The 15487-nt window shown below is 69.6% G+C and carries 10 protein-coding genes; 4 read left to right on the top strand and 6 right to left on the bottom strand.

Translation table 11 applies throughout. The features are described 5' to 3' along the window. Positions 1–8: 8 nt before the first annotated feature. The 3 genes from efeO to AB0H88_RS22285 all read right to left on the bottom strand — a co-directional run bounded on the left by efeO (position 9) and on the right by AB0H88_RS22285 (position 5344). Entirely contained in the window at positions 9–1148 is a 1140-nt protein-coding gene (gene efeO / locus AB0H88_RS22295; RefSeq protein WP_357647260.1) for an iron uptake system protein EfeO, read from the bottom strand. Beyond that, entirely contained in the window at positions 1141–1992 is an 852-nt protein-coding gene (gene efeU / locus AB0H88_RS22290; protein WP_357647258.1) for an iron uptake transporter permease EfeU, read from the bottom strand. The genes efeO and efeU overlap by 8 nt, the downstream gene beginning before the upstream one ends. 127 nt (positions 1993–2119) lie before the next feature. Then, a complete protein-coding gene (locus AB0H88_RS22285) occupies positions 2120–5344 on the bottom strand; it encodes a GH92 family glycosyl hydrolase (protein ID WP_357647256.1) in 3225 nt (1074 codons plus the stop codon). 232 nt (positions 5345–5576) lie between these two features. On the opposite strand from AB0H88_RS22285, the gene AB0H88_RS22280 reads away from it, so the two are divergent. Next, positions 5577–6998 carry a carboxyl transferase domain-containing protein gene (locus tag AB0H88_RS22280; protein ID WP_357647254.1) on the top strand — a complete coding sequence of 474 codons (1422 nt, stop codon included), beginning with the start codon at positions 5577–5579 and terminating at the stop codon, positions 6996–6998. A gap of 96 nt (positions 6999–7094) precedes the next feature. Here AB0H88_RS22280 and AB0H88_RS22275 read toward each other — a convergent pair whose 3' ends face one another. The 3 genes from AB0H88_RS22275 to AB0H88_RS22265 are packed head-to-tail and all read right to left on the bottom strand — an operon-like array spanning position 7095 to position 12498. Continuing rightward, complete coding sequence (locus AB0H88_RS22275; protein ID WP_357647252.1) at positions 7095–9947, bottom strand: AAA family ATPase; 2853 nt, start codon at positions 9945–9947, stop codon at positions 7095–7097. Positions 9948–9979: 32 nt separating this feature from the next. Continuing rightward, positions 9980–11725 carry a 2-isopropylmalate synthase gene (locus tag AB0H88_RS22270; protein WP_357647250.1) on the bottom strand — a complete coding sequence of 582 codons (1746 nt, stop codon included), beginning with the start codon at positions 11723–11725 and terminating at the stop codon, positions 9980–9982. 2 nt (positions 11726–11727) lie between these two features. After that, positions 11728–12498: an AfsR/SARP family transcriptional regulator gene (locus tag AB0H88_RS22265; protein ID WP_357647248.1), complete on the bottom strand. Its 771-nt coding sequence runs from the start codon at positions 12496–12498 to the stop codon at positions 11728–11730. Positions 12499–12727: 229 nt separating this feature from the next. Here AB0H88_RS22265 and AB0H88_RS22260 point away from each other — a divergent pair, with 229 nt between their 5' ends. The 3 genes from AB0H88_RS22260 (at position 12728) to AB0H88_RS22250 (ending at position 15479) form a co-directional block, all read left to right on the top strand. After that, positions 12728–13657, top strand: a complete 930-nt coding sequence (locus tag AB0H88_RS22260) for a UbiA family prenyltransferase (RefSeq protein WP_357647246.1) — start codon at positions 12728–12730, stop codon at positions 13655–13657. Between the two features lie 216 nt (positions 13658–13873). Beyond that, the gene (locus tag AB0H88_RS22255; protein WP_357647244.1) at positions 13874–14830 is read left to right on the top strand and encodes a sensor histidine kinase; all 957 of its coding nucleotides are present in this window, start codon (positions 13874–13876) and stop codon (positions 14828–14830) included. Then, positions 14811–15479 (top strand): response regulator transcription factor, encoded by a 669-nt coding sequence (locus tag AB0H88_RS22250; RefSeq protein WP_357647242.1) that lies wholly within the window; start codon positions 14811–14813, stop codon positions 15477–15479. Before AB0H88_RS22255 ends, AB0H88_RS22250 begins: the two co-directional genes overlap by 20 nt. Positions 15480–15487 lie beyond the last annotated feature (8 nt).

Raw genomic sequence — 15487 nt, 5'->3', positions numbered from 1 at the left:
TGCCTCTCCTACTTCGTCACGATCGGGGCGACCTTGCTGATCGGCTCGGCCAGCGCGTTGATCGCGTCCGACAGCGCCTTCAGCTCGGCCTTGGACAGCTCGTTGTGCAGCTGCCAGCCGTCGCCCTTCTGGTGCTTGCCCAGGGCGGCCTCGGCCGCGGCGAACTTCTCGTCCAGCGTCTTGGCCAGGTCGGGCGCGCGTTCGTCCAGCACCGGGCGGAGCGCCTGCACGGCGGCCCTGGAGCCCTGGAGGTTGGCGTCGAAGTCCCACAGGTCGGTGTGCGACCAGGTGTCCTCCTCGCCGGTGATCTTGCCGGTGGCGACCTCGTCGAGCAGCTCCTTGGCGCCGTTGGCCAGGTTGAGCGGGGTCAGCTCGGCGGAGTTGGACTTCGCCACGATGGTCTTGACGTCGGCGATCAGCTTGTCGGCCACCGGGCCGTCCTTGCTGATGTCCTTGGTGATCCAGAGATCCTTCTCGATCTTGTGGAAGCCGGTCCACTTCTCGCCGGCCGCCAGGTCGGCCTCGCGGGCGTCGATCGCCGGGTCCAGGTCGCCGAAGATCTCCGCGACCGGCTCGATCCGCTCCCAGTACGTACGCGCGACCGGGAAGAGCTCCTTGCCCTTGGCGATGTCGCCCGCCTTGACCGCGTCGACGAACTCCTGCGTCTTGACCAGTAGCGTGTCGCTCTGTGTCTTGATGTAGCGCTTGTAGCTGGCGGTGGCCTCGGCCAGCTTGGCGTTGTCGGTGAGCGGCTTGTGCTCACCGGTCACCTTGAGTGCGTTGCGCAGGCCCTTGCCCACCATGCCGGGCTTGCAGACCGTCTCGTACGCCCCGGCGGGCAGCTCGGCGATGACCTCGCGGGTCAGGCCCGGCACGATGTTCTCGACCTCGGCCATGACGCGGTCACCCGGCGCGTACACGTAGAACTCGGTGACCTTGCTGCCGCCGTTGGTGATCGTGAACGTGCTGGTGCCCGCGGGCACCTCGGCGGTGGCGACCTTGCACTCGGTGTCGGAGGCGGCCACGCTGATCTTCCCCGGCTTGGCCGGTGCGGCGGCGCCGGTCGTGGCCGGCGTCCCTGAGCCGCAGGCGGCCAGGGTGAGCGCGCCGAACGCCAGGACGAGGCCGCGGGCGGTGGAGTTAAGCATGACGCTCCTGTTCGGGCGCGGCGGTGGACTTCGCCGGGGCTGAGGTCGACTTGGGGCGGCGCAGGAAGAGGACGAGGGTCGGGACGAGATAGAGGACCCAGGCCAGGGCCTCCAGCACGGTCGGCTGAGGAGTGATGTTGAGCATTCCAGCGAGCAGCGCGCCGTACCAGGAGTCGGCGGGCAAAATCGCGCTGATGTCGAAGGCGTAGGTGGTCAGACCCGGCAGGATGTTGGCCTCCTGAAGGTCGTGCACGCCGTACTTGAAGATGCCTGCGGCCACCAGGATCAGCAGCAGGCCCGTCCAGGTGAAGAACGTGGTGAGGTTGATCTTCAGGGCGCTGCGGTAGATGCCCCAGCCGATCGCCACGGAGGTGAGCAGGCCCAGGGTGATGCCGATGAGCGGCGACGCGGTGGTGGTGGCGCCTTGGACGGAGGCGAAGAACAGCAGCGCCGTCTCCAGCCCCTCGCGGGCCACGGCCAGGAAGGCCATCACGACCACGGCGAACGAGCCCATCTCGAGCGCCTCCGTGAGCTTGCCCCGCAGCTCCTTGGAGAGCGCGCGGGCCATGCGGCGCATCCAGAAGATCATCCAGGTGACGAACACCACGGCCAGCAGCGAGGTGATGGCGTCGAAGAGCTCCTGCCCCGTGTGGCCGAGGTTGGCCGCCGTGAAGGTCAGCAGCGCGCCGAAGCCGACGGCCAGCGCGAGGGCGGCCACGACGCCGGTCCAGACCTGAGGAAGCTTGTCCTTGCGGTCACTTTTGACCAGGAAGGCGATCAGGACCGAGACGACGAGTGTCGCCTCCAGTCCTTCACGCAGTCCTATGAGGTAGCTGGCGAACACCGGACACTCCCGCACGCTGTAGGAAAGGCTTACCTAAATTAGGGCAGGTGGAGCCTACATAATGCAAGCGCGGTGTCGCACAAAAGAGCGGCTCCCCCCGCCAGGCAGGGGGAGCCGCGTCGGAAAATCAGGCGAAAGCCCAGGTGAAGACGTGCATCGCGCCCTCCTGGACGGGCGAGAACGTGATGCTCTTCACCCTCTTGGCCGGGTCGAGCGCGATCGGCTGCGCCGCGAAGACGTACGAGCCGAGCGGCCGCATCATCCACGAACCGTTGTAGAGCTGGTACGGCGTCGAGGCCACGACCTGGTTGCCGTATCGGGGCTGGCCGCCGCCGAAGTCCAGCATCCAGTCACTGAGCCCGAGCTTGCCGGTGCCGGTGGAGCCGTCGGTGTAGGTGATCGTCGCGGTCACCTCCGACCAGCCGTTGGTGGTCGAGCCCAGGAAGGCGATCTTCGTGGCCCCAGCGGGCGCGGCCACCTCGATCGGCTGGGTCCCCACCTTGACGTTGTCCCATTCGCCGGGCTTGCGGTTCGGCCAGGTGAACTCGAAGCCGTTCCAGGCGACCTTGCCGCCCGGCTTGAGCCCGGCCGCGGCCAGGGCCTGCCCCGAGTAGCTGAAGGCCGCCGCGTCGAGGTTGGCCAGCCCCGACTCGGCGTCGTCGCCGATGCCCGCGAGGTTGTGCGACCACTCGGGCGTGCCGCGGGTGGCCACGTTCAGCCGCACACTGGCCGTGAGGTCGCCTGCGGACGTGGCGCCGCTGGAGTAGGCCGGCACGGTGACGGAGATCGGCACGGTGACGAAGCCGAGCGCGGTGCCCGGCGCCACCGAGACCTGGACCGCCTGGGTGGCCTTGCCCAGCGCCGGGACGCTCAGCGTGCCGCTCGCCGGGGTCACGGTGATCCCGGCCGGCGGCTTGGCCTGCCACTTGGCGGTGCCCGCGGCGCCCGTGGACTGCACCGCGAGCGTGGCCGCGAAGGTCCCGCCCGGCTCGACGGGCCCGCTGCCGGGGTTGAACCCGGCGAGGTAGGTCTTGGCGCCCTCGTTGAAGCTCGGCGGCGCGTTCGCCGTGCCGGTGCCGAACGTGGTGTTCGGCGAGGCTCCGAGCGTGAGGTCGAGCCGGCCGCCCTGAAGAGCGAACGACTCGGGCAGCCACGCCTTGCCGGACGTCGTCCCGTTGACCTTGAGCGACTGGATGTAGCGGTTGGCGGAGCCGGGGGAGTAGATGTCGATGTTGCCCTGCGGCCGCTTGATGTTGATCTTGTCGAACAGCGGGGTGTTGACCAGCAGCTCGGCCCGGCCGGGGATCGCCGGGAACAGGCCCATCGCCGACCAGACGTACCAGGACGCCATCGCGCCCAGGTCGTCGTTGCCGACCAGCCCGTCAGGCCCGGGTCCGAACAGCTCCGTCTGCACCCGCCGCACCAGGTCCTGGGTCTTGTACGGCTGCCCGGCCCACGCGTACAGCCACGGCGACGGCAGCGCGGGCTCGTTGCCGAGGTAGGCGTAGGGCTCGTTCGGCCCGGCGTTGAGCGCCTTGAAGTAGGTGTCCAGCCGGGGGATGGCCTTGGCGTTGCCGCCCATCGCGTCGAACAGCCCGCGCGGGTTGTGCTGGACCATCCAGTGGTACTGGGCGCCGTTGCCCTCGATGTAGGAGTCGGGGCTCGCGGGGTCGAAGGGCGAGGTGAACGACCCGTCCGCCATCTTGGGCTGGATCCAGGAGTTGGCCGGGTTGTAGGTGTTCTGCCAGGACTGCGAGCGCTTCATGAAGGTGGCGGAGACGTCCCCATAGCCGAGCCGGGAGGCCAGCTGGGCGATGCCGAAGTCGGCGATGCCGTACTCCAGCGTCATGGACGGGTCCGAGACGACATAGCCCTTGTTCATGAAGGCGGCGTTGCCCGGCCGTTCGTCGTACTTGATCTGCGGGTGGCCGATGTCCATCCCGCCGACCCGCTGGGCGGCCGTGACCATCGACTTCATCGCGTCGGCCGCCGGGAAGTTCCGGGCGCCGAAGGCGTACAGGCTGGAGACGATCGAGTGGTACGGGTCGCCGACCATGACGCCGGTGATCTCGTTCTGCAGCGACCAGCGGTCCCAGACGTCGCCGAGCAGGTGCGCGTTCTCGTACATGGTCTGGGCGATGTCACTGCCCACGGCCGGGTCGAGCAGGGCCAGGAGCTGTACCTCGCTGCGGTAGACGTCCCAGCCGGAGAACGTCGCGTAGTGGTGACGGCCGGCGGCGACCGTGCGGAGCTTGCCGTCCGAGCCGGTGTAGGTGCCGTCAGCGTCCTCGGCGACGTGCGGCTGCAGCAGCGCGTGGTAGAGGTTGCTGTAGAAGGTGCGCCGCTGGTCGGTGGTGCCGCCGGAGACCAGCACCTGGCTGAGCCGGTCGTTCCAGACGGAGGCCGCGTTCAGGGCGACCGAGTCGTAGCCGGTGGCGCCGACCTCCGCGTCGAGGTTCTTCTTCGCGCCGTCCACGCTCACGTACGACAGGCCGACCCGCATCTGCACCGGCTTGGTGCCGTCGAACTCCAGGTAGGCGCCCGAGCCAGGCCCGTTCACGACGACGTCGCCCGCCGTCACGGCCTCCGCCTCGGCGACCTTGGCGGCCGAGGCGTTCTTGACGGACAGGGTGCTCGGCTGGACGAGGTCGTCCTTCCATGTGCCGTAGGAGGTGATCGGCTGGTCGAAGGTGGCGTGGAAGTAGACCTTGTAGCGCATCGGCGTGCCGCAGAAGCCGCCGGTCTGCACCCAGCCCTGGACGGTGTTGCCACTGATCTTGGTCTCGCCGTCGTCCACGCCGTTGATCGAGCCGCTGGTGTTCAGCAGCAGCGTGCCCGGCTTGCCGGCGGGGAAGGTGAACCGCCCGACACCGGCCCGCTGGGTCGCGGCCAGCTCCGCCTTCACCCCGGTGTCGAGGGTGGTGGTGTAGGAGCCCGGCGTGGATTTCTCGTTGTCATGCTTGTACGTCTGGACGTAGTCCATGCCATGCGTAGCAGGCGATTTATCGATTTTTCCGGAGATCGGCATCACAGGGAAGTCCTGCGCCCCGGTGCAGCCAGGGCCGTTGATGTGGGTCATGGAGAAGCCGCGTAAGCGGTTGTCCTCCCACTTGTAGCCACCTCCGGCGTTCGCCACCGTGTCGGGGCTCCACTGCATCATCCCGAACGGCAGGACGGCGCCGGGGAAGTTCATCCCGGCCCCGCCACCGTGACCGAAGTCGGGACCCGCCTCCTGGGTGCCGAGGAAAGTGTTGACCAACGCGACCGGATACGGTTCTGGGGCGGTCCCCGGAGAGGCGGTGACAGCGGCGCCCGCCGGGATCGCCGTCGCGGCCACGAGGGCGGCGACCATCGGTATAGACCACAGAGACAAGGTCGTCCTCCAGGGTTGAGATCATTTCATGGCAGCGTGAATCGCCCTCGCGCGTCAATGCGCAGAAGTTCCGGCCACAAGTTGCCACCGGCCTGACGACCACCGGCGGAGTTGCTAGGGGTTGGCTGATAACGGCGCCCTTGACAAATTCGGCGTTACTCCTGGTCGATTCACGACTTCTGGTCGATTCACGGCAGCAGGGAAATGGCCTATGTCCACTGTTCTGGTCGAGCAATCCGCAGACACCCGATCGCCGTCCGTCCGCCTCGCGCGGCTGGCGGATCCCGGCTCTCTCGTGCCGCTGCACGCCGCCGACGACAGCGGTGTCCAGGCCGTGTCCGGCCTGGTCGGCGGCTCGCCCATCGTCGCCTACTGCACCGACGCCACGCGGATGGGCGGCGCCCTGGGCGCGCCGGGCGCCCACCACATCGTGGCCGCCATCGAGGCCGCCGTACGACTCGACTGCCCGGTGATCGGGTTATGGCATTCGGGCGGGGCCCGGCTCGCGGACGGCGTGGAATCCATGGATGGCGTGGGCCGGATGTTCGCCGCCATGACGAAGGCGTCCGGCGTTATACCGCAGATCTCGGTCATTCTCGGGCCCGCCGCGGGCGCCGCGGCATATGGCCCGGCGCTCACCGATATCGTCATCATGGCCGAAGCGGGGCGCGTCTTCGTGACCGGTCCCGATATCGTGCGGAGCGTCACCGGCGAGAAAATCGACATGGCCGGACTCGGCGGTCCGGAAGCGCATGGCGGCAAATCCGGGGTCGCCCACATCGTCGTCGGAAATGAGGACGAGGCATACGTACGGGCCCGCCGCCTCGCCGGATTCTTCGCCCGCCCCGGCAGCTTCGACCTCGACCTGCTGCAGGACGACTGGGAGGACCTGGGCGCGCTGCTGCCCGAATCGCCCCGCCGCGCCTACGACGTGCGGCCCCTGGTGCACGGCGTCATGGACCGTGACGAGCGCGGGCCGGTGTTCGAGGAGCTCCAGCCCCGCTGGGCCCCGAACATGCTGGTCGGCCTCGGGCGTCTCGGCGGCCGGACCGTCGGCCTGCTCGCGAACAACCCCCTGCGCAAGGGCGGCTGCCTCGACTCGCTGTCGGCCGAGAAGAGCTCGCGCTTCGTCCGCATGTGCGATGCGCTGGGTGTCCCGCTCGTCGTCCTGGTGGACGTGCCCGGCTACCTGCCGGGAGTCGGGCAGGAGTGGGGCGGGGTCGTCCGTCGGGGCGCCAAGCTCCTGCACGCCTTCGCCGAGTCGGTCGTGCCCAGGGTCACCCTGATCACCCGCAAGTCGTACGGCGGCGCCTACATCGCCATGAACTCCCGCTCTCTCGGCGCCACGACGGTCTTCGCCTGGCCCGACGCCGAGGTGGCGGTGATGGGGGCCGAGGCGGCGGTCGGCATCCTGCACAGGAAGGCCCTCGCCGCGGCCCCCGAGGCCGAGCGGCCCGAGCTGCTGGCCCGGCTGGTCGAGGAGCACCAGCGGATCTCCGGCGGGGTCGAACGGGCGATGTCGCTCGGCGTGGTCGACGAGGTCATCGCGCCCGCGACCACGCGCTTCCGGCTCGCCGAGGCCCTGGCCCGCGCACCGCACACGAGAGGACGGCATTCGAACATCCCCCTGTGAAGCCCACCGGCCAGAGCCCCCGAAAGGCGCGCGAGGCGCCTTCGGGGGCTGACCCGCGCCTTCGGGGGCTGACCCGCGCCTTCGGGGGCTTTCGCGTCAGCTGAACACCTGCGCCCGCATGGACTCCTCGCCCGTGAGGCTGGCCGGCAGCTCGGTGCGCCGGGTGACGTTGAGCTTGCGGTAGATCCGCGTCAGGTGCTGCTCCACCGTGCTCACCGTGATGAACAGCTTGGCGGAGATCTCCCTGTTGGTGTAGCCCTCGGCCGCCAGCGCCGCCACCCGCCGCTCGGCGTCGCTGAGGATCCCCGTCACGCCGGGGGAGTTCCTGGCGGTCCGGTCGCCCTTCCCGCCCCGGTTGAGCGCCAGGGTCAGCGGCTCGGCCTGGCATTCCGCCGCGAGCAGCCGCGCGCGCCTGCCGAACATGCCCGCCCGCCGGTACTCGCCGTTGGCGTGGTAGGCCGCCGTCAGGTCGAACAGCGCCCTGGCCAGCTCGTACCGGTCGCCGCCCGACTGCAGCAGGTCCGCCGACTTGCGCAGCAGCATCGGGCGGTGCCGCGTCTCGCTCACCGCCGCCAGCAGGCGCATCGCGATGCCCTGGACCCGCCTGGACTGCTGCCCGCACCGGGCGAGCTGCTCGTCGATCAGGCGGCGCGCCTCCTCGTGGTCGCCCAGGCGGATCAGGGCCTCGGCCGCGTCCGTACGCCAGGCGATGAACCCCGGCACGTCCAGCTCCCACCTGCGCATGAGCTCGCCGCAGAGCTGGAAGTCGCGCAGCGCCTGGTGCGGCTGGCCGGCCATGAGGTTGAAGCGGCCCTTGCCGTGCAGGTACTGCAGGCCGAACCTGGTCTCCAGCATCGCCTCGGGCACCGGCTGGTTGAACTGCCGCACATGCTCGTCCAGCCGGCCCATCGCCGCGCCCGCCAGCAGCAGGCTGCCCAGTGGCCCGCCGACGGCCACACCCCAGCTGGTGGCCGGGATGATCTCCAGGGCCCGCTGCGCGTCGTAGGCCGCCGCGGCCAGGTCGCCCCTGCGCAGGCCGATCTCCGCCCGGATGGCGGACAGTCGGGCCTGCCTGCTCGGGGCGCGCCGCGACGCCGCCTCCTCGATGAACGCGTCGCACCAGGGCGCCGCCTTGCCCGGCCGGTCCGTGTACGTCAGCGCCAGCAGCGCGGTCTCCACCGTGTCCATCGTCATCTCGTCCAGCCGGGAGCCGCGCAGGATGCGCTCGGCCGTCGCCACGGTCTCCTCCCGGGGACCCTGGGTCAGGACGCCGGCCAGCACGCCGGCCGACTCCATCCGGCGGCCGACGACGACGGACGAGGCGGCGCTGCTGGCCTGCTCACCGCTGACCTCGGGCAGGTGCGCCAGGAACGAGGGGTACAGGCTGCGGAACCAGGGGCGGGCCGCGGCCAGCTCGGCCACGGTCTCCTGGTCCAGCTCGGCCAGCTCGTTGAGATGGGCCAGGACGTCCTTCGCGTCCTCCACGTGCCCGTGCCACAGCAGGGCCTTGGCCAGCACGACCGTGTCGCCGCCGCCCAGGTAGCCCTTGTGCAGGGCGTCGGTCAGCTCGGCCAGGTGCGTGGCGGGGGCGCTCGGGTTGATCCGCCACTCCGCCCGTACGAGCGTGGTGGTGATCCTGGCCCGCCGCCGCTCGTCCACGCAGGCCCGCCAGGCGAGCTTGAGGTATTCGATGGCCGCTTCCACGCCGTCGTCGCGGAGCGCCTGCCGCGCCGCCTCCTCCAGGACCGAGATGGCCCAGGGGTCGCCGGCGTGGCTGGCCTGCAGCAGGTGCTCGGCGACGACGGCCGCCGGGGCGCCGCTCTCGTAGGTCAGCTCGGCGGCCCGGCGGTGCAGGTCGATGCGCTCGGCGGCGTCGAGGTCGGCGAGCACGGCCGCCCTGGCCGCCGGGTGGCGGAAGTGGCCGTGCTCCAGCACGCCGGCGCCGGTCAGCGCCTGGATCGCCTTGCCGACCGCCGCCTCGCCCTCCTCCAGCAGCCGGTCGGTCGCCGTCTCGCCGCCCGCCTGCCGGCCGCCCGGCAGGTCGCCGCTGCTCAGCAGCTTGATGACGGCGCTCTCACCGCCGCCGAGCAGCCGGCCGATCGAGGCGGGTTCACCCAGTACGGCCAGCGCCCTGGCGACGACCGTCAGCCGGCGGTCGGCGCGGCGCAGGCAGGCCACCGTGCCCTCGCCGTACCTCGCGCCGGGGGCGCCGGTGGCCTGGAAGTCCTCCACGAGCGCGGTCACCAGCAGCCGGTTGCCGCCGCTCAGCGCGTAGCAGTCGGCCGCGAACCGGCCGGCGGCCTCGGCGCCCGCCCGGACGGTCACCCAGAGCGCCACCTCCTCGGCGGACAGGTGGGTGAGCCGGATGGGCCGGCAGTGCGGCTGCCGCAGCACCTCGGTGTGGAAGAGCGTCTGAACGTGCGCGCTGTGGTCCGGCGCGCTGAAGACCAGCATGACCTGGGCGAACTTGACCCGCCGCGCCAGGTAGGCCAGGCAGAGCTGCGAGGCCCGGTCGGCGTGGTGGACGTCGTCCACGGCGATCACCAGCGGGCAGCGCTCGGACAGTTCGAGCAGGGCCGCGCAGAGCGCGTCGACGATCTGCACGTCCATGTGGTCGATGGCCTCGGCCTGCGGGTCGCTGGACAGCTGCGAGCTCATGCCTTCGTGCAGCAGGTTCATGGTCGCGGCCCGCTGCTCCTGCGTCAGGGGCGCGTTGTGCAGCAGCTGGGCCAGCACGCCGAGTGGCAGGCCGCTCTCCGCCAGGGATCCCGTGGCGGTGAGCGGTAACGCCCCGTGCTCGAACGCCTGTTCCGCGAACGCGTACAGCAGTTCGCTCTTGCCGGTCGCGATGGCACCGGTCACCATGGCGATCCGGCCCTTGCCGGCCACCGTCTCGCTGAGCAGGTCCTCCAGGGAGGTCAGGCCCTCCCGCCGTTCGTCCATGGCCATGATCGGCCTCCCCTTTTTCGTTCGGCTGGATGTCAGATGCGGCTGGGTGTCAGAAGGGCGGCTTGCGGAATGAGGGGTACGTCGGCTCCGTCGGCTCCGTCGGGGACGAGGCGGGCGCGGGCGGCACGGACGGCCGAGTAGGCGGCCGTGGCGATGTCCGCGTCGATGCCGGCGCCCCAGGTGACGGCGCCGCCCATCCGGCACTCGGCGTAGATCACGCTCTCGTCGCCCGAGCGGTCGCCGGGTCCGCTCGGTGGCTCGTGGTCGAGCGGACGGCCGGTACGGTGCACGACGCGGACCTGGATGCCCCAGGGCGCCAGCACCGAGCCGAGCGCGCGGCAGGCGTCCGCCCGGTCGCCGCCGACGTCGAAGCGCCCGTCGATGTACAGCGCCGCCGTCACCGGCTCCCGCCCCACGGGCAGGGGCTCCGACGGGTCGCCGTGGAAGAGGTACTCGGCGCGGAAGATGGCCCCGATCCGGCTCGGCGAGAGCTCGCCGCCCTCCGCGTCGGCCCGCGCCTGGACCTTGGCCGACAGGTCGGCCTGCATCCCGCGCGGCAGGTTGAGCCCGTGCCAGGCGCTCATCACGTACGCGACGCCGCCCTTGCCGGACTGGCTGTTCACCCGCACGACCGCCTCGTACGTGCGGCCCACGTCCTTGGGGTCGACGGGCAGGTACGGCATGCGCCACGGCAGCTCGGCGACGTCGGCGCCGCTCTCGTCGGCCGCGCGCTCCAGGTCGTCGAAGCCCTTCTTGATGGCGTCCTGGTGCGAGCCGGAGAAGGCGGTGTAGACGAGGTCGCCGCCGTAGGGATGCCGGGGATGCACGGGCAGCTCGTTGCAGAGCTCGACCGTGCGCCGGATCGCGTTGATGTCGGAGAAGTCGATGCCCGGGTCGATCCCGTGGGCGTACATGTTCATGCCCAGCGTCACCAGGCAGACGTTGCCGGCGCGCTCGCCGTTGCCGAACAGGCAGCCCTCGATCCGCTCGGCGCCCGCCAGCAGGGCCAGCTCGGCGGCGGCCACCCCGGTGCCGCGGTCGTTGTGCGGGTGGATGGACAGGCAGACGTGCTCGCGGCGCGACAGGTTGCGGTCGAGCCACTCGATCTGGTCGGCGAACACGTTGGGCAGCGACCGCTCGACCGTCGTCGGGAAGTTGAGGATGATGCCGCGTCCCTGCTCCGGCTGCCAGACGTCCATGACGGCCTCGCACACCTCAAGGGAGAAGTCGAGCTCGGTCTCGTTGAAGAGCTCGGGGGAGTACTGGTAGCCCAGGTCGCAGTCGCGCAGCGTCCGCTCGGCGTACTTCATCATCAGGCGCGTGCCCCGGACGGCCAGGTCCTTGCACTCGGCGCGGCTCATGTCGAAGACCACCCGCCGAAAGAGCGGCGACGTGGCGTTGTACACGTGGATCATGGCCTGGGGCGCCCCTTCGAGGCACTCCACGGTCCGCTCGATCAGCTCGTCGCGGGCCTGCGTGAGCACGGTGATCCGCACGTCGTCGGGGATCCGATCCTGCTCGATCAGCAGGCGGACGAAGTCGTAGTCGTTCTGGCTGGCGACGGGAAAGCCGACCTCGATCTCCTTGTAGCCGATTTCCACCAGGAGGTCGAACATCTTGAGCTTCCGCTCGGGGGTCATCGGGTTGGCCAGCGACTGGTTGCCGTCACGCAGATCGGTCGATAACCAGCGGGGCGCCGCCACTATCCGATTGCTCGGCCAAGTGCGGTCGGTCAGGTCTACGGGGGTGAATCCGGCGTAACGCTCAAAGCCTTTCATCGTCAGACGTCCTTTCCTGAATGACTTCCCATGGGGGCGGTCAAATGGAGGTTTTGGATGTCGAAGGCGGGCTCCACACCCAGCTCGGCCTCCAGCAGCGCGCGCAGCCCTTCATAGGCGCGCCAGGCGTCGGCGCGCCGGCCCGCGCGGCCGAGTGCCGTGATGAGCTGGGTATGGAAGTTCTCGTTCAAGGGATAGGTGGCCACGAGCACGCGGAGTTCGTCGATGAGTTCGCCGTGCAGGCCCAGCCGGATCCTGGTCTCCAGGTGCATCTCCACCGCCCGCAGTCGCTGCTCGTCGAGCGCGGTGGCGCGCGGGCCGAGCACCGCTCCCCTCGGCACGTCGGCCAGTGGCGGGCCGGACCACATGGACAGCGCTTTCCGAAGGACCAGGTCGGCGGCCTGGTGGTCGCCCGCGCGGTGGTGACCGGTGGCCAGCTCGACCAGCCGGGGGAAGACGAGCGCGTCCACCCGTCCCGGGTCGGCGCGCAGCAGGTAGCCGGGGGCCCGGGTGGCGACCAGTTGGGCCCCGGCCGGGCCCATTCTCAGCAGAATGCGGCGGAGGTGATAAATGTGCGTCTGCAGGGTCTTGACGGCGTCTTTCGGCTCGTTCACGCTCCACAATTCACGGATAAAGAGATCGACGTCGACGACCTTTCCGGCGTTGAGCGCGAGCAATGCGAGAACCTGCCGGACCTTCGGCCCCACCGGGATATGGGGCTGGCCGCGGTCGTCGACCATCTCCATCGGACCCAGTAACTTGAAATCCGGCATCAGATTCCCTAACGTGAGGATTATCAGTCCGGTGAGGTGGGAATTCGATTCCGCGCCCCGGCCGACGATCTCAAGCTATCGGGGCGGTCGTGACCGGACAAGGCGGATCCCCAGGAGTTCCGGGGTAGCGCGCCGAGAGTAGTACGGGGGGTATCTAAAGTACCAATGCCGACTACAACTTTCGGATACCGCCCTTACCGGAGCTCTTACCGAGGGCCACAATCCGGTCATGGTCAGCTTATCGATGTCGAATCAAGCGCCAGGTGTCACCGCCCTGCGATCCAGTGCGCGGGTGCTCCGGCTGTGCTTCGTCGAGGCCCGTCCTGCCGTACTCGCCGTGTCCACCCTTCGATTCATGACCGGAGCCGTGCTCGCCCTCCCGGTCTCGCCGGTGCCGGAGCCGGCGAAAGTGCTGCAGGGAGCCACGGCCTGGGTTCTGTCGATCTTCGCCATCTACCTGCTCAACGGCGTCACCGACGTCACGGAGGACCGGGTCAACGGATCCGGCCGGCCGATCGCCCGCGGTGACCTCGCCCCGCGGACCGCGGCCACCGTGGCCGCCGTCGCGGCCGTTCTCTCGATCGCCGCGACCGCCGGACTGCCCCCGGTGTTGACCTGGATCGTCGGGCTCAACCTGGTGCTCGGCTACCTCTACTCGGGCCCGCCGTTCCACCTCAAGAGCGGCTCCACGGGCACGGTCATGGTGCTGTGCGCGTCTGGGCTGCTGTCGTACTGGGGCGGGCTGACCGCCGTCACCGGCGGCCAGAGCCTGTCCACGCCGACGGGCCTGATCGTGTTCGCGGTCGCCGCCACCTGCTGGATGACGTTCGTGGGCGTACCGGCCAAGGATCTGTCCGACATCGAGGGAGACGCCGCGGCGGGCCGGCGGACCATCGCCGTGACCTGCGGGGAGCGAAGGTCACGTCATTTCATGTACGTCGCCGCGCTCACGCTGGCCGCCGCGCTCGGCGTGGCCGTCGTGTTCTTCCGCGTGCCGCTGGCCGGCGTCTGCCTCGCCATGCTGGCGGGCACGGTCGCGGTGATCGCGGCGGGCCGATCGGCCGCCAAGGGCGGAAGTGATCAACAACGCCGGCCTTACAGGGCGTTCATGGTGACGCAGCACCTAGTTCACATTACCGCGCTGATCTCTAATATCTGACCTTATATGTTGCTTTGGTGAGGCACCTGCGAGATAGTTGGGGCACGCGCGTCCCATGGCCAAGGGGGCTCCTTGGATGCGGCATATGATGCTGAGAACGACCCTGCGAGATTCGTTGATGCTGGTCGAGATGAAATCCTCAGGGAATTCGAGTCGCAGCTCCAGGCCACCGGCAACGCGCTCTCCGCGGATCCGCGCGCCACGCACCAAGCTCTAATGACCGCCGAGTTCGTCCTCGACGATGTGGCGGCCACGCTCCGCGCCGGAAAAGTGCAGGTCAACGAGCTCTATAAGTTCCACGCATGGGAAGTCGGCACTACTCGCGCCTCGACCGGAGTTCATCCGAAGGCTTCTCTTGAGGCGGGCTCACTTTTTTTCCGGGTAGCTATGAGTCACCTCGCGCGGCGAATAGCCGTCGAGGCCGGCTCGCCGGCCGAAGCATTCACGCTCGTGGCCACCGGAATGGAGGAGAGCCTCTCCCGGCGAATCCGCGAATCCGCCGAGAGCTATCATCGCTTCCTGCTCAACCAGGTGCAGGAGGCCCAAGGGGAGGAGCGCCGCCGCATCGCCCGCGAGCTGCACGATCGCATCGGCCATGGGATCAGCGTCGCGCACCAGCAGCTCGCCCTGTCGGAGGTGCACCGGGCCAGCGACCCGGCCAGGGCGGAGGTCAAGATCGGGGTCGCTCAGCAGGCCATCCAGGAGACGATGGAGAACCTGCGGCAGATAACCTCCGAGCTGCATCCCCAGGTTCCCGTGCGGAGTCTGGAGAAGGCGCTGCTCGGTTTCCTGGAGGCGGTCGAGGACGATGTCGTGTCCGTCGGCCTCGATGTGAACGGTGACGAGTCATGGGCGGAGCCGAGGGTTCTCGACGAGGCGTTCCTGATCATCCGGGAGGCCGCCCGCAACGCCCTCAGCCACGCCGGCCCCTCGGTGATCCTCATGCGGGTGGACATCGCGCCGCACGAGCTCAGCGCGACCGTCCAGGACAACGGGCAGGGCTTCGACCCGTCGTGCGCCCGCGAGCGCGGCGGCGTGGGCCTGACGTCCATGCGGGAACGCGCCGAGTTACTCGGGGGCAACGTGGCCATCTCCAGTGCCCCGGGCAACGGCTGTCTCGTCGAGCTCTTCATCCCTCTCAAGAGACAGCCCCATGAACCGGACCGACCGTAACAGCAAGATCAGCGTCGCCATCGTGGACGACCATGCGCTCTTCCGGGAGGGCCTGCGCGAGATCCTCGAGGCTTCCGGTGAGATGAGTATCGTCGGCGAGGCCGGCGACTCCGCGACCGCGCTGGCCGTCGTCGTCGAGACCCGGCCCGACGTGGTCCTGCTCGACGTGGAGATCCCCGGTGACGAGGTGACCGAGACCGTCACCCGGATCCGGTGCCTGTCCCCGGAGACGCAGATCATCATCCTGAGCATGTACGACGGGCCGCAGCTGCTCACCCGGCTGCTGGCCGCGGGCATCCGCGGCTACCTGCTCAAGAGCGTCCACCGCCACGAGCTGATCGCGGCGATCAGGAGCGTGTACGAGGACCCGGCGCGGGTGGTGCTCGCGGTGTCTCGCCACAGCCTCGCGCACGTGGAGGGGCCGGCGCCCGGCGTGCTGTCGCAGAAGGAGCAGGAGGTGCTCCAGCTGGCCGCGCAGGCGCTCAGTAACGGGCAGATCGCCCGCCGGCTCGGGCTCGCCGAGGCGACCGTGAAGCGGCACATGCGCAACATCTTCGTCAAGCTCAACGCCGTCTCCAGGATCGACGCTGTCAACAAGGCGCTCGCCGCGTCCCTCATCTCGCCCCAAAGCCGGAACGATCCCGACTGAGCCCTGAA

The organism is Nonomuraea sp. NPDC050680, assembly GCF_040654555.1.
Lineage (GTDB): Bacteria > Actinomycetota > Actinomycetes > Streptosporangiales > Streptosporangiaceae > Nonomuraea.
The sequence above is the reverse complement of the archived record's forward strand: the minus strand, read 5'-3'. Positions and strand labels throughout refer to the sequence as shown.

Excerpts from the sequence above, each read along its gene's own strand:
- efeO (WP_357647260.1), bottom strand. The coding sequence starts at position 1,148 with ATGCTTAACTCCACCGCCCGCGGCCTCGTCCTGGCGTTCGGCGCGCTC.
- AB0H88_RS22285 (WP_357647256.1), bottom strand. The coding sequence starts at position 5,344 with ATGGTCGCCGCCCTCGTGGCCGCGACGGCGATCCCGGCGGGCGCCGCT.
- AB0H88_RS22280 (WP_357647254.1), top strand. The coding sequence starts at position 5,577 with ATGTCCACTGTTCTGGTCGAGCAATCCGCAGACACCCGATCGCCGTCC.
- AB0H88_RS22275 (WP_357647252.1), bottom strand. The coding sequence starts at position 9,947 with ATGGCCATGGACGAACGGCGGGAGGGCCTGACCTCCCTGGAGGACCTG.
- AB0H88_RS22270 (WP_357647250.1), bottom strand. The coding sequence starts at position 11,725 with ATGAAAGGCTTTGAGCGTTACGCCGGATTCACCCCCGTAGACCTGACC.
- AB0H88_RS22265 (WP_357647248.1), bottom strand. The coding sequence starts at position 12,498 with ATGCCGGATTTCAAGTTACTGGGTCCGATGGAGATGGTCGACGACCGC.
- AB0H88_RS22260 (WP_357647246.1), top strand. The coding sequence starts at position 12,728 with ATGGTCAGCTTATCGATGTCGAATCAAGCGCCAGGTGTCACCGCCCTG.
- AB0H88_RS22255 (WP_357647244.1), top strand. The coding sequence starts at position 13,874 with ATGACCGCCGAGTTCGTCCTCGACGATGTGGCGGCCACGCTCCGCGCC.
- AB0H88_RS22250 (WP_357647242.1), top strand. The coding sequence starts at position 14,811 with ATGAACCGGACCGACCGTAACAGCAAGATCAGCGTCGCCATCGTGGAC.